Raw genomic sequence first — 14,466 nt, 5'->3', positions numbered from 1 at the left:
GATCGGAGAATCTACGAAAGAGTAGGTCAAACGCTAGATTTTGGTAGATACCTATGATCAACCACTTGGCCGCCGACTATCGGCGGATCAACCAGATTTCCTAGAGTCCACTAGATTTTGCTATCCACGATCACCCCACCGCCCGTCTTCGGCGCCTGCGTGTATCCAGCGGCTTTCCTACATCTCGGCAGACAGGCCGATCGGCCGCACCGAGCGTGGCGTCGGTGGCCAGGGCCACCGACGCGCCGCCGCGAGCTGCGGCCGATCGGCGTCGACGACTACAGGCGGGTCCTGGTGGAGGGCAGGAACGGGCGCAGCAGGTTCGCCTCGGTCGACGGACCGACCTGCCATTCGGCGATCCACGGTCCGGTGCCCTCGCTCGGATCCAGCACGCCCTCCTCCAGCCAGCGGTAGCGACCGTCGAGGACGCCCCTGGTGAGGGTCCGGTCTTCGTCGTCGGTGTTGTCCCACAGCGCGTCGAAGAGCGCGCGCACCCGCACCCGCGACTGCCAGCAGAACGTATCGGCGAGCTCCTCGGCGGCGGCTGCCTCCTCGGCGCCCGCGGCCCGCTGTGCCTGAGCCCGCACACAGACCGCCGACATCGCGAACAGCTCGGCGCCGATGTCGACGATCCGGCCGAGGAAGTTCTGCCGGTACTCCAGGCCTGCCTGCCAGCGGCCCATCGCATACATCAACGATCTGGCCTGCTTGCGCGCATTACGCTCGACGAACCGCAGGTGCCTGGCCAGCACACCGAACTCACCATAGGTCGCGGGCACGGTGCCTGCGCCGACCGCGAGCTGCGGGAACCACTTGGCGTAGAAGCCGGTCGCGCCGACAGCGGCCTTGGCCTTGGCCTTGAACTCGGCGTTGCGATCGACGAGCGCGCCTGCGGCGGACATGTGTGCGTCGGCCATCTCCCTGGCGATCAGCAGCCGCATAATTTCGCTGGAGCCTTCGAAGATACGGTTGATCCGCAGGTCGCGGACCAATTGCTCGGCGCTCACCGCACGTTCGCCACGCGCCTGCAGCGAAGCCGCCGTCTCATAACCGCGGCCGCCGCGGATCTGCACGAGTTCGTCGGCGATCCGGCAGCTCATTTCACTGGCCCAGAGTTTGGCGAGCGCGGCCTCGATCCGAATGTCGTTGCGGCCCTCGTCGCACATCGTCGCGGAGAGGTCGAGTGCCGCTTCGAGCGCGTAGGTGGTGGCCGCGATGAAGGAGATCTTCTCGCCGACGGCTGCGTGTTCGCCGACCGGCCTGCCCCACTGGACCCGCTGCGTGCTCCACTCCCGCGCGATCTTCAGCGACCACTTCGATGCCGCGGTGCACAGCGCCGGAATGGCGAGGCGACCGGCATTGAGCGTGGTGAGCGCGATCTTCAAGCCGTCGCCCTCGCGGCCGACGAGGTTGCGCTTGGGGACGCGGACGTTGTGCATCCTGGTGACGCCGTTCTCGATGCCGTGCAGGCCCATGAAGGAATTGCGCCGCTCCACCGTGATTCCCGGCGAATCGGCCTCGACAATGAACGCCGAGATGCCACCTCGGTGCCCCTCGCTCTTGGGCACCCGCGCCATCACCACCAGCAGTTCGGCGACGACGCCATTGGTCGTCCACAGCTTGACGCCGTTGAGCTCGTAGGCCTCGCCGTCCTCGGTCGGTGTCGCGCTGCTCGCCATCCGAGCGGGGTCGGAGCCGACGTCGGGTTCGGTGAGCAGGAAGGCGCTGACCGCGCCCGCGGCGCAGCGGGGCAGGAACTCGGCCTTCTGTTCGGCGGTGCCCGCCAGCTTCAGCGGCTCGGGGACGCCGATGGACTGATGCGCCGACAACAGCACCCCGAGCGCGGGGTGCGCAGAGCCGACCAGCATCAGCGCCCGGTTGTAGCCGACCTGGGAAAGACCTTGGCCGCCGTACTCTTCCGAGATCTTCAGGCCGAAGCAGCCGAGCTCGGCAAGCCCTTTCACGTACTCGTCCGGGATCCGGGACTCCGCTTCGATCACGGCGCCGTCGATCGTTTCGCAGAACGGCCGCAGCCGGGCCAGGTAGGCCTCGGTGCGCGCGGTGTCTTCGGCGCTGGGTTGCGGGTAGGGGTGGATCAGATCGAGCCGGAACCGTCCGAGAAACATCTCCTTTGCGAACGACGGTTTGACCCAGCTGGTTTCGCGAGATTCCTCGACAAGTGCCCGGGACTGTTCTTCGGTCGCGTCGACTTTCGCGGTGGTCGCCATGATGTCCTCCTCGGACGTGATCAGGATCACATTCGAGTGTAGAACTTTAGTTACTCGCCGGTAGGTCTGTCGGGAAAGAGATTTTTACAGATCTCTGATGATCTTGTTGGAGAGGCAAATGGGTAGCAATCAGACGCTGCGTAGATAGCGGCCGAAATGCGGCACCGTAAACCCGATGGTGCCGCGCTCGGCCGAATAGATCAGCCCTTTCTTGATCAGCCCATCGCGGGCCGGGGACAGCGAGGCAGGTTTGCGGCCGAGTTCGGTGGCGACAGCTGCGGTCGCCACCGGGCCGTCGTCCCCGGCCAGGTCTGCCATGGCGCGCATGTACTCGCGCTCGGCCGGTGTTGCGCGTTCATAGCGTGATCCGAAGAAGCCGACGGCCAATTCCTCCTCGGCGGTCGGTGCGGCCACTTCGACATCCTCGATGCCGATCGGACTCTCCGGAGCTTGATCCCATGCGGCCTTGCCGTACGCCTGCACGAAATATGGATAACCGTCTGCCTTTTGGTACAGGGCGTCCAGCGCTTCGTCGGTGAACTTCACCGCCTCACGTTCGGCCGGTGCCATGAGCGCCTGGTCGGCCGATTCGCGATCGAGCCGGTCGATGCGGTGATAGCTGAACAGTCGCTCCGAGTAGCTTTTCGATGCGGACAGCACGGCGGGTAGATGGGGGAGGCCGGCGCCGACGACGATGAGCGGCGCTGCGTCCTGGCTCAATTCGTGGCACGCGCCGCAGATGGCGGAGATGTCCGCGGCGCCGAGGTCCTGCATCTCATCGATGAAGATCGCAATGCCGACGCCGATATCGCTGGCCAGCGCCGCCGCCTCTTTGAGCAGTTCGATGAGGTCGATTTCGATGTCGCCGGAGTCGGCGCGACCGGTCACCGCGGGCACGTCGATGCCCGGCTGCCAGCGCTCCCGCATGCCCTTGTCCGCGGTGGAGCGGAGTGCGAAAGCCTTGAGGATGCCGAGGAAGTCGTCGACCCGCTCCGGATTCCGGTGTGCCATAGCGACCGCACGGACCGCCATGTGCAGTGCCGAGGACAGCGGGCGGCGCAGTTCCTGATCCGGACGCGCCTCGATCTTGCCGGTGCCCCACCCGCGCGAGACGGCGGCGGAGCGAAGCTGATTGAGCAGTACCGTTTTTCCGACGCCGCGCAGTCCGGTGAGCATCACGCTGCGCTCCGGCCTCCCGCGTGCGATGCGTTCCAGCACGATGTCGAAGGCGGTGAGTTGCTTATCGCGTCCGGCCAGTTCGGGTGGGCGCTGTCCGGCTCCTGGGGCATACGGATTCCGCACGGGGTCCATGCCCACACACCGTAGCGCGTCATCTCCGATAAATCTGCGGATGTCTACGGCGCGTCCTAGATATTGCTAGCGGCGCGAATTGCCTTGTTGTCATTGCACTATTGCTATCGCCACGGAAATCTCTACGCTGGTGGCCGTTCGCTGAACGGTCCAGCGCAGGAACGGAGGGGCATGTCCGAGGAATCCACTCCCACCACCACCGCCGAGGTGGTCGAGTCCTGGAACGTGCCCGCCGGAGCGACGGTGGCCGGACGCATCCGTTCCAACATCCTGGTCGCGATCGCGCGCGGTTACGACGATCCGCAGCTCGTCGCCGATCTTGCGGTCGGACCGCTGGTCATGGCGCTCGGTCAGCTCGAGGTCGAGCTCGCCGAGGCGCGGCGTCGCATCGATCGGCTCGAGCGAGCGCTGGCCGAACGTTCCGGCGACGATCCTGGGCAGTCGTCCGAATTTTGATCGCGCACTACCGGATCCGGGTGTGACTGTCGATTGGATAACGGGACCGATTCCGCCGATATCGTGTCGTGATCATCCGGGCGTGTTGCTCTTCCGGCCGTTCGTGCAGGCAATTTGCCGAGACCGCAGAACCTGTTTTGCTGTGCGCTGGACAACACCGCGCCCGCATCGTAATCTCTTCGTGACTTCATGGAGTCTGTCGCTTCGTAAGAGAAACGGCGCCAGGGAGTCACCGCCTAATCGGCTGTCGAGGCCACCAGCTCTCGGCTGTCGTGCCGGGGACCCACAGGTTTCGTCTGGGGTGAATCCTCACAAGCCATTGCGGTTGGTGAGGTAGGACCGATCTCCCGGTCCGAGCCCGTCAGCTAACCCGGTCGGCGGGAGAGCAGCAAGATCGGAGACTCAGCTCGGTGGGTAAACACAGTTTGCAGCGGGATTCGCGGCTACCGAATTCCGTCAAGGGTGCCCTCGTCATGGGCGCGGTGGCCGCATCGACAGGTGCGATGCCTGCGATCCCCGCGATGGCCGCCACCATCAATATTCCCGGCATCGGCGACTTCGACGTCCCGCCGGAATTCGAGCAGCCGGTTCAGCAGCTCAATCAGCAGATCCAGCAGGCCCTGACCGCGATGCCGGTGGCACCGCAGGCCCCGATGGCCGCCCCGCAGCTGCAGCTGCCCAGCTTCGGTGCGCCCAACCTGCAGGGGATGTTCCAATCCACCCCTGCGAACATCGCACTCGACGCGGCCAAGACCAAGGTCGGCGCCCAGTACTCCTGGGGTGCCGCTGGTCCCTACAGCTTCGACTGCTCAGGTCTGGTCCAGTGGGCCTACCGGCAGGCCGGAGTCGAGTTGCCCCGCACCAGCTTCGAGCAGTCGCACGTCGGCGCGCCGGTGGCGTTCCACGAACTGCAGCCCGGTGACATCGTCGTGACCAACGGCGGCGGCCACGTCGGTATGTACGCAGGCGACGGCAAGCTGCTGAATGCGGTCCAGTCGGGCGACCCGGTCTCCTACACCCCGCTGCGCCCCGACATGGTTGTGACGGCGCGCCGTATCGTCTAACGGGTGGCACCAGCCGTACCCGGCAATCAGAACACCGCGACACAGGCACGAGTCGACTCGTGGACGTGGGCGGTGCGTCTGTTCAAAACAAGGTCCGCGGCGGCTGAGGCTTGCCGCGGAGGGCACGTCCGCGTCAATGGCGTCGCGGCCAAACCTGCCCAACCGGTACGCCCCGGCGACGAGGTGCGAATCCGCGCCGGTGGCATCGAGCGCATCGTGATCGTGGAGCGAATCGTCACCAAACGTGTCGGACCTCCGATTGCCGCACAATGCCTGATCGACTACAGCCCGCCGCCGCCGTCGCGCGAGATTCTCGCGACGATGCCGCGCCGCGACCGGGGCTCGGGTCGGCCGACCAAACGTGAACGCCGGGAGACCGATCGGCTGCTCGGCCGCGAAGACACCTGACGCCGCTGCGCTAGCCGCCGGCTCTGGTGGCGCCTGCTGTTCGGCTTGCCGCTAATGCGGCCCCGGCGATCGTGCACAGTGTCCCGAGCATCACGGCCGAAGATTCTCCCGGCACCAGAACATGTAGTTGGGTGCCCACGGTTACCGCGGCGACCGGCACGCCGATCTGTGCGGCGGCAAGCGCGCCGAAGGCGAACGGCTGTCCGACGGCTCGGGTCGCCACATGCACAAGGATCGCACCGACGCCGAGGAACAGGCCGAGCCCGATGAGGTTCGGATGCTCGCCGAATTCGCGCAGATTGAGCCGGGCGCCGAGCCAGACGAAGAACAGCGGACCGAGAAAGCCGTCATTGATGGCGAAGAGCTGGCGGGCGACCCGGCGTGGCTCCCCGATCCCGGCGACCGCAAGCCCGGCGGCGAAGCCCGCCAACATGATCGATACGTGCGTCTGGGTCGCCAGCGCGCACAGTGCGAACAACACGGCGAGGCTCACCCGTAGCTCTAGGGCGAAGGCGCGGTCCTCGGACAGGCGGTGCGCGCGGCGGCGCGCACCGGAGAGCTCGAGCTGCCGCAAAACCAGGAACAAGATGGCGGCGGCCACGGCCACCGCGATGGCGCCGAGTGCTGCGCGCCCGGCCTCAGCCGGGTCGATGACAAGCGGCAACGCAATCACGCACGCGGTATCGGCAATGGCGACCTGGGCTGTCAATGCCAGTACCGGCTTTCCCCGTATGCCGAGCGAGTCGATGATCGGCAGCACCAGCGCCGCCGACGAAGACGCCATGAGTACCGCATAGATCGCGCCGTGCCCGGTGTCGAACCATTGGGCCACACCGAAACCCGCTGCGGTGGCGAGTAATCCGACTGTGCCGGCACGAATTGCGCCCACCCCGAGCGCCGATCGGACGGCCGGATCCCGCACCGGGACATGGGTTCCCGCGACGAACATCACCACCGCGAATCCCATGTCCGCCAGGAAGGTGAAAATCGGATCTGAAGTGTGCAGGACCCCGAAACCTGTGCTGCCGAACAGGATTCCGGCGATCAACTCGCCCAGGATCACCGGAATGCGCCACGAGCGACGCACGGCGAGGATCGGTCCGCACAGGCCGAGCGCGACGACAAGGGCCAGGGTGGAGAACGTCACGGCAGGGCGGCGATTTTCGCGGGTATCGCGATGTTTTCGTCGGCCCAGTGGACAGCGCACACTCGGTGATAGCCGTCCGCAATCACCATCGGCACACCGGCTCGGAAGTCGCCGCGCACCAGCAGGATCGGCGAGAGCGCCTTGCCATTGTTGATCTTGATGAGATCTCGTCGGACATACGGATTCTCGGCACCGACCAGTTCCAGCCGGGCGGCCCGCAGGATGTCCTTGGCCTTCTTGTGCACGATCGGGGCGTCCCGCAGGCCCGCGATGACGGCGTCGACGATCCCTGGTTCGGCCAGTAACTCCAGGTAGTCCGCAGCGGCGGGATAGTCGTGTTCGTCGGGGTGGTCTTTCCAGGTCACGGAGATGATTTCGGTCGCCATGGGCTCATCATCGCGGTCGCGGCTCCCGATAGCGGGGAAGCGTGCGCCTTTCCGTGTCGCTGCGCGCCGCTGTACCTACCGCCGTGGCAGCTCGGCACCGACAGCGGCCAGCTGCGGCAGCCTGCCCGACCCGTACAGTGCCCGGCATTCGCCGCGGCGCAGCTTGCCGCTGGAGGTCTTCGGAATGCGGCCGGGCTCGACCAGTACGACCGCGCCGGGCGGCACCTCGTGCACAGTGGCGATGGCAATCCGGATCCGGTGGGCGAGCGCGACCAGTTCGTCGGCCGCGGTGGTCTCCACTGTCACCAGCTCGGCGACCACCACCACTTCTTCGCGGCGGCCGTTGTCGTGGCCGAACGCGGTCACATGACCGGGGCGCACCTCGGGCGCGCACGCCGCCACCGTTGTTTCGATATCGGCCGGGAAGTGATTGCGGCCATCGATGACGATGAGGTCCGCGAGCCTGCCGGCGATGTAGAGCTGTCCCTCATGCCAGAAGCCGAGATCGCCGGTCCGCAACCAGGCTTCGGCACTGCCCGGCACGGCGGCGCCGAAACGCTTCGCAGTGGCGTCGGCGTTGCCGTAGTAGCCCGCGCAGACATTCGGCCCCGCGACCCAGATTTCACCGACGGTGCCATCCGCGACCGCGATCGGCTCGACCGCATGCACCACCGCGACCTGTTGGCCCGCCGCGCTTCCGCAGCCGACGAGGGGCACGCCATCGGCGGTGACGACCGCCAGTCCCTGTGCCAAGGCCGTGCGATCGAATCGGAGCGCGACGGGGTCGTCTTCGGACCGGCAGATTGTTACCGGAAGCGTCGCCTCGGCCAAGCCGTACCCGGGGGTGTGCGCGTGGTTGCGGAAGCCGTGTGCGGCATAGGTCTCGGTGAAGTCCGCGAGTGCATCGGCGCGGATCGGTTCGGCGCCGTTGAGCAGTGCGTCCAGCCGGGATAGGTCGAGTCCGGCCCGCTCTTGCGGTGTGGTCGACGAGACGGCAAGGGCGAGGCCGAAATTGGGGCCGCCGGTGGTTCCCGCTCCGTAGTCGCTGCAGGCGCGCAACCATCGAATGGGTCGCTTCACGAATTCCGCAGGTGCCATGGTCACCCCGTGCACCCCCGAGTACAGCGGCAGCGAGAGAGCCAGGACCAGGCCCATATCGTGGAAGAACGGCAGCCAGGTCACGATGGGTTTGTGCCGCACCGCAGGCACGGCGGACCACATCTGATCCAGTGCCGCCGCGAAATTGGCGTGCGTGACCTCCACCCCGGCCGGGGTTCGGGTGGAGCCGGATGTGTATTGCAGGTAGGCGAGGTCGGCCCGAAGCGTGTCGATCGTTGGATCTGTCACGGCCGCGGCGGCGACATCCGCCGGGAGCGTGAGCACGTTGCCCAGGGCGGGGCCGAAGAGCGCGGCGGTCGTCCGGTCCGTCGCCGAGACCAGGCTCAGTGCCGGTCGGGCATCCGCCAGCACGCCCTCGATTCGAGCGTGATTGCGGGTGTCGGTGGCCGGAAAGAGTGGGACGGCAACACGATTGCTGTAGAGGCAGGCCAGGAACGCGACGACATAGTCGATGCCGTGGGCGCACAGGATTGCAACTCGGTCGCCGACATCGGTCGAAGCCCTGAGCTGTTGAGCGAGCATCCCGGCCGCGCTGTGCAATTGGAAGTAACTCATGGTGACGGGTAGGCATTCCATACCGCGGTAACGCAATTCGGTATAGGCGTCGGCATCAGGCTTGGTAGCCGCCCATTCGGCGATCCGAGCTGCCAGGACGTTGTGCGGGGGAGCAGTTTTCGACGGCATCACTGGGCCTTGCGGGGATTCGCCGCGGCGACCCGCTCGGCAAGGGCCGCGGCGAGCGCGGTGATGGTCGGGTGCTCGAAGAGTTCGGCGGTCGAGATTCGGACATCGAGCCGGGCTTCGAGTCGGCGTCGCATCTCGATGCCGAGCAAGGAGCTGAGGCCGAGTTCATTGAAGTCGGTGGTGGGATCGAGGTGTTCGGCAGGCAGGTCGAGGGTGGCGCTCAGCACGGCGCGGATGGTTGCGGTCAGTGGTTCGGAAGGGTCCTGCGGCGGGGTCGGGCTGGTGGCAGCATCGATATTCGATCGGTCGGGGAGTGCCGGCGTTGTTGCGGAGTCGTCGGCTGCGGTGAGTAAATCCCTGAGGCGAAGGGCGACCGGCGAGGTGTCGGACGTCGGTGCGTAGTCCAGTGCGAGGAGGTAGGCGTCGTCGTAGTACAACGCCTGTGCCAGCAGCTCCGTACCTCGCGCCGCGGTGAATGCGGAGATACCCGCGCGCCCCATATGCGCCGCCCCGCCGGCGACTTCGGCAAGCCCCGATGACCAGACGCCCCAGCCGACGCTCACTATTCGACGATCCGGATAGGCGAGAGCGAGTGCGTCCATGGCGGCGTTGGCAGCGGCATAGGCGGCCTGGCCGGGTGCACCGAGTGCGCCGGTGGCAGAAGAGCACAGCAGGACGAAATCGGTGGCGTCGGCGGCAGTGAGTTCGATCAGATTGCTTGCGGCACGGTGCTTCGGCGCGAACATGCGTGCGAGCTGCCGACCGCTGACAGCCTCGAATACCGCGTCCTCCAGGGTGCCCGCCGCGTGCACGATGCCGCGGATGGTGGAACCGCATTCACGAATATCGTTGAGCGCGTTGCGCAGATCGTTTCGATCGGCGGCGTCGCACCGAACGACGACGATTCGGTCCTCGAGACCCTCCAGCAGCGCGGGCACCGGCCGGGGTGCACGGGTCAGCACCACCACATCGTGTGCCCCCGCATCGAGCAGCCAGCGCACCGCGACAGCGCCGAGCGCACCCAGCCCGCCGGTGACCACGTAAGTCCCGTTGGTGTCGATGGGCGCGGGCGATGCGGATCGGCGGCGCGCGGCGATGAACCGGCGGATGGCCGTGACGCCGTGCGTGATTCGCAGCTCCTCAGGTATCCGACCGGTCCGCGCGGTGGATGTCTCGACAATGATGCTGCGCAGCAGTGCGGTGCTTTCCGCGGCCGAATCACTCCACACCAGTCGGACATCGTGACCCGACTCGAGCTGCAGGGAGCGCACCAAACCGGCGATCGCCATCGGTACCGAGCTGTCGGTGCCGCGGCCCGGCTCGGGTGGTGCTGTCGTCTCGGCGGGCAGGCCGTGGTCGGGGAGCACGATCGTCAATGAGGCGGTGGCGTCGTCGGACTGGATGCGTTGGATCACATCGAGAATCCGACCCACCGCGGGGACCGCGCTGGTGAATTCGCGCTGTCGCGTTGCATCGAGTCCGGACGGCCACACCAGCACGACTGCGGTACGCGAGGGTGTGGTCCGGCTTGCGAGCACTGCGGAAACGATCGGGCCGGCGGCGTCGGGCTCGCGGGCGACCCTTTCAGTGGGCAGCGTCCGGTCGAGTTCCCTGGTCAGCCGCATGGCCAACTCCGATTCGCCGATCACGAGAGCTCGTTGCGCGTGCCCGGATCCACGAGCGGTACTGCTCCTCGACATGTCGTCCGGCAACTCGAGCTGTATCGGCCGCCATATCTGGCGGCGGAAAGGTCCGGTGGCCGAACCGGACTGGATCGGTGGCGGATACGCGCCGAGCGCCGCGAACCGGACCATGACACCGGACATGGCCAGCACCGGGACGCCGTGCTGGTCGGTGCCGACGATGTCGCCGGTCAGGCCCGTGTCCGTGCGTTCACGGACGAAGGCATGCGCCTCGAGCACGACGCGGTCCGATTCTGTGGACAGCCACGCCGATTCGATGCCGACCGGCAGTGGGACCGCATCGGCGGGCAGGGCGTCGGAGCTTGCCGCGGCGAGCAGCTGCAGGCAGCCATCGAGTGTCGCGGCGCGTTGCAGCGGTGCGGCATCGAAAGCGCCCAACGCGCAATCGTGGCCTGCCTCGATACCGCGCAGCGGGCGGAAACCGGGTCCGTATGTCAGCTGCCGGCCGTGCAGAGCCTCGTAGAAACCATCGGGGTCAATCCTGCGCATGCGACGGCGGGCCGCTCGATTTGCATCGACCACCCGCATCCACGCGACGATATCGGCGGGTGTGGGGTCACCGGCGAGCCGAGCCGATGCCAGCGTCCCGGCACCCGTGACCTCCGCCTGCACGCTGGCGTCCTCGGCGTTGCGCCGATAAGAAACCGCAGGCAGCGCGTTCAGATCGGTTCGCTCGTGCACCACGAAGTCGGCAACCGCCGTGGCTGCCGCTCCGCGCGCCAGGTGCAGCAATCGGCGCAGCCAGAACACGGCAGGCACGGTGGGCACGCCTTGCACCACGTGGTCGGCGAGATCGTCTGCTGGAAAGGCCGATTCGGCGATGGTTGCCTCGGCCGATCCGCCGTCGCGACTCGTGCGGATAGTCGGCTCGAAGGGTGGATTGTCGCCACCCTCGCCGAGCAGAGGGCTCGGCGCAACGGAGGCAGCATCGAGCACGCCGATCAATGGAAATCGGTGTCTAATCCAATGCCGGGGTGGCGGCGCAGCGGTGAACGGCCCATGCGCGGACCAGTCGACGGATCGCCCCTCGGTGTAGAGCCGCCCGAGGCAGGCGAGAAAGGCCGCGGCCTCGTCGTCGCGGCTTGCTACGGGGTGGGTCGAATCCTGGAAGTCGGCATGCTCGCGCACGGCCGGCGTCAGCACCGGATGGGGTGCGATCTCCAGCACGGTGGTGAGTCCGTCGCCAGCGGCCCGTTCGATGGCCGCGGTGAGTTCGACAGTGCCCGAAGCATTGTCGGCCCAGTAGTTGGCGTCCATCTCGGCCGTGCTGATGGTTTTGCCCGGGTGCGCCGTGGAATAGACCAGTGTGTGGGGTACCAGTGGGTCGAGATCGTCGAGTGCGTCGACGAATTCGGGCAGCACCGCCGCGACCTGCGGGCTGTGCGCGGCGAAGTCCACGGCGATCCGCTGCGCGAACAGCTTGCGCCGCTTGGCCCGGCGCACCACCGTATCCACATATCGGGGTGCGCCGGAGACGACAACCGAACGCGGTCCGTTGATCGCCGCGATTCCCACCATCGCACGCAGCGGTTCCACCAGGTTCGCCACCTCGTCCGGCGCTGCCTCCACCACGGCCATCGCACCGTGACCATCCAGCCGCGCCAGAATGCTGCTGCGCTGCACGATGACGCGGGCGGCGTCCGGCAGCGACAGTGCTCCACTCACGGCCGCTCCCGCTACCTCACCAAGGCTGTGGCCGGCGACCGCATGGGGCGTGACACCCCACGATGCCAACAATTTCGCCATCCCCAGCTGGAAGGCGAACATCGCAGGCTGTACGAGTTCAGTGGCCGCACTGCTGTTGTTCGCAGCCGAGGATGCGAGGGCAAACCCTTTGCGCGGAGTCCAGATTCGCGGACCACCCGCCTCGGTGATCGCGTCGGCAGCCTCGGTAACGGCTGCGGCGAACACCGGATAGCGGGCCGCGAGCGCCCGCCCCATCCTGGAGTGCTGGCTCCCCTGGCCGGAGAACAGGAACAGGACTCCGCCGCGTTGTCGCACCGAACTCGGGCCGAGCACGCCGACGCCCGCGTCTGCGGCGGCCAGGGTCCGCAACCGTCCGACAGCCTCGCCGGTATCCCGGGCGACGACAGCGGCCCGAGTGCCTTCCGGAATCAATCGCACTGTGGCTGAACCGAATTGCCGCAATGTACTGGCGTCGGCCCCAGGCCCGTCAGCCCGCTCGAGCAGGTCGGCCCAACCGGTTGCCCGTGCCCGCAGGTCGGTGACATCGCGCCCGCCGACCGCGATCAGGACAGGTGGCTCGCCGCCGCGGTGCGGGCGTTCGGTGGCGATGCCGCGCAAGACCACATGGGCATTGGTGCCGCCGAATCCGAACGAGCTCACCCCGGCTCGGCGTTCGGTCACCTCGGTGTCGCTCCAGTCGATCGGTTCCGTCGGGACGCGCAGTCCGTGCTCGGCGAGTTTCAGCAGCGGGTTCTCGGTGTGGAAGTGGATGGTCGGTGCGATCACGCCGTGCCGAATGGACAGCGCCGTTTTGATCAGGCCGGTGACGCCTGCCGCGGCCTCGAGGTGACCGATGTTGGATTTGATCGAGCCGATCCAGGTCGTGCTGGAATGGTCGCCGCGCAGCACCGCTGCGATGGCGCCGACCTCGACCGCGTCACCCAATGGCGTACCGGTGCCGTGACATTCGAGATAGCCTGCGGTGCCCGGGTCGAGCCCGGCCTGCGCCCATGCAGTGCGCAGGGTTTCCTGCTGGGCGCGGCCGCTCGGCGCATACAGGCCATTGGAGCGGCCGTCCGAGCCGACCGCCGAGCCGACGATCTCCGCGTACACCCGGTTACCGTCGCGCAGCGCGTCGGCGGTGCGCTGCAGGACGACCACGCCGCAGCCGTCGCCACGGGTGTAGCCGTCCGCTGCGGCGTCGAACGGTTTGCAGCGGCCGTCGGGTGCCAGGAATCCGCCCTCGGCCAGGTAGTCGGAGGTATGCGGCAGCAGCGTGAGATTGACACCGCCCACGATGGCGAACGGCACCGCGTCGTCGGCGAGCATGCGCAACGCGAGGTCCACCGCGGCCAGCGAGGACGAGCAGGCGCTGTCCACCACCAGGCTCGGTCCGTGCAGGTCGAGCACGTAGGACAGCCGGTTGGCGATGATGCTGAGCGCGGCGCCGGTCACCGCATAGGGCGCATCGTATCCGCCGTGACCGAGCACAGCGATGCCGTGGTCGTAGGAGCAGGCGCCGAAGACGACGGCCGCACCGGAACCTCGGGTGCGGTAGCCGATTCCGGCATCGTCGATGGCCTCCACCGCGACCTCCAGCGCCAGCCGCTGCTGCGGATCCATCAGCGCGGACTCCCGGCCGGAGATGGTGAACCAGTCGTTGTCGAAGGATTCGACATCGTCGAGATACCCGCCGCGGCGCGCACCGAGCCGTCCGGCCGGTGGTTCGCCGGTGGCGTCCCTGCCCTCCAGCAGCAGCTGCCAGAGGTCGGCAACGCCCGCGGCACCGGGGACCCGGCAGCCGATACCGACGATTGATACCGGCGGATACGGCCGGTCGGGTGTGGTGGTGGTTGTCATCGCATCGCGAGATACTCGACAAGCTGCTCGATATCCGGGTTGTCGTAGAGCGCGGTGAGTGAAACCTCGACACCCATGGCATCTTCCAGGCGCGCCGTGAGCCGGGCGAGCTGGAGCGAGCCGAGCCCGAGTTCGCTGAACGGGGCGTTGGTGGACACCGCGGCGGCCTCGACACCGAGCAGATCCGCGATCGCGGCGACGGCCGCGGTGGTGAGTGCGGTTCGCCGACTGTGCGGGTTCGGAAGACTGGACGCCATCGATCTCCCTCCCCTTCGACCGAAAGTTGCCGCACGGAAGTCGCCGCCCGCGGGCTGCTGACGGTGGCGGCCGGTACCCCAGAAATTATGCCGCAGAAATCGTCGTGGGCAAGGCCGGAAATTGCCTGGCCCCCCGCCGCTTTCACCGACTGCCTCG

At 67.3% G+C, this 14,466-nt stretch carries 10 protein-coding genes and 1 riboswitch; of the genes, 3 read left to right on the top strand and 7 right to left on the bottom strand.

Features of this window, described 5'->3' with window-relative positions; translation table 11 throughout:
* Positions 1-278: 278 nt before the first annotated feature.
* Together OHA42_RS04300 and OHA42_RS04295 are read right to left on the bottom strand one after the other, a co-directional pair.
* Positions 279-2,228, bottom strand: coding sequence for an acyl-CoA dehydrogenase family protein (locus OHA42_RS04300; RefSeq protein ID WP_406234748.1), 1,950 nt, complete (start codon positions 2,226-2,228; stop codon positions 279-281).
* A gap of 129 nt (positions 2,229-2,357) precedes the next feature.
* Positions 2,358-3,539: an AAA family ATPase gene (locus OHA42_RS04295; RefSeq protein ID WP_406234747.1), complete on the bottom strand. Its 1,182-nt coding sequence runs from the start codon at positions 3,537-3,539 to the stop codon at positions 2,358-2,360.
* A gap of 171 nt (positions 3,540-3,710) precedes the next feature.
* On the opposite strand from OHA42_RS04295, the gene OHA42_RS04290 reads away from it, so the two are divergent.
* The 3 genes from OHA42_RS04290 (at position 3,711) to OHA42_RS04280 (ending at position 5,467) form a co-directional block, all read left to right on the top strand.
* A complete protein-coding gene (locus OHA42_RS04290) occupies positions 3,711-3,995 on the top strand; it encodes a hypothetical protein (RefSeq protein ID WP_406234745.1) in 285 nt (94 codons plus the stop codon).
* A 223-nt stretch (positions 3,996-4,218) separates the two neighbouring features.
* Positions 4,219-4,390, top strand: a riboswitch (cyclic di-AMP (ydaO/yuaA leader).
* Between the two features lie 78 nt (positions 4,391-4,468).
* Entirely contained in the window at positions 4,469-5,059 is a 591-nt protein-coding gene (locus OHA42_RS04285) for a C40 family peptidase (RefSeq protein ID WP_406239073.1), read from the top strand.
* Positions 5,060-5,062: 3 nt separating this feature from the next.
* Entirely contained in the window at positions 5,063-5,467 is a 405-nt protein-coding gene (locus tag OHA42_RS04280) for an RNA-binding S4 domain-containing protein (RefSeq protein WP_406234743.1), read from the top strand.
* 10 nt (positions 5,468-5,477) lie between these two features.
* On the opposite strand, the gene OHA42_RS04275 is transcribed toward OHA42_RS04280, so the two are convergent.
* The 5 genes from OHA42_RS04275 to OHA42_RS04255 form a co-directional block, all read right to left on the bottom strand.
* On the bottom strand, positions 5,478-6,614 hold the full coding sequence (locus OHA42_RS04275; protein ID WP_406234741.1) for a cation:proton antiporter: 1,137 nt from the start codon (positions 6,612-6,614) through the stop codon (positions 5,478-5,480).
* A complete protein-coding gene (locus OHA42_RS04270; RefSeq protein WP_406239071.1) occupies positions 6,611-6,988 on the bottom strand; it encodes a hypothetical protein in 378 nt (125 codons plus the stop codon). Before OHA42_RS04270 ends, OHA42_RS04275 begins: the two co-directional genes overlap by 4 nt.
* 87 nt (positions 6,989-7,075) lie before the next feature.
* Positions 7,076-8,803 (bottom strand): fatty acyl-AMP ligase, encoded by a 1,728-nt coding sequence (locus OHA42_RS04265; RefSeq protein ID WP_406234739.1) that lies wholly within the window; start codon positions 8,801-8,803, stop codon positions 7,076-7,078.
* Complete coding sequence (locus OHA42_RS04260) at positions 8,803-14,052, bottom strand: SDR family NAD(P)-dependent oxidoreductase (protein WP_406234737.1); 5,250 nt, start codon at positions 14,050-14,052, stop codon at positions 8,803-8,805. The genes OHA42_RS04265 and OHA42_RS04260 overlap by 1 nt, the downstream gene beginning before the upstream one ends.
* A complete protein-coding gene (locus OHA42_RS04255) occupies positions 14,049-14,309 on the bottom strand; it encodes an acyl carrier protein (RefSeq protein ID WP_406234735.1) in 261 nt (86 codons plus the stop codon). Before OHA42_RS04255 ends, OHA42_RS04260 begins: the two co-directional genes overlap by 4 nt.
* Positions 14,310-14,466: the final 157 nt, after the last annotated feature.

This window comes from Nocardia sp. NBC_01009, from assembly GCF_045208035.1.
In the GTDB taxonomy this organism is placed as follows: Bacteria; Actinomycetota; Actinomycetes; order Mycobacteriales; family Mycobacteriaceae; genus Nocardia.
This window is presented reverse-complemented; position numbering and strand designations above follow the sequence as displayed.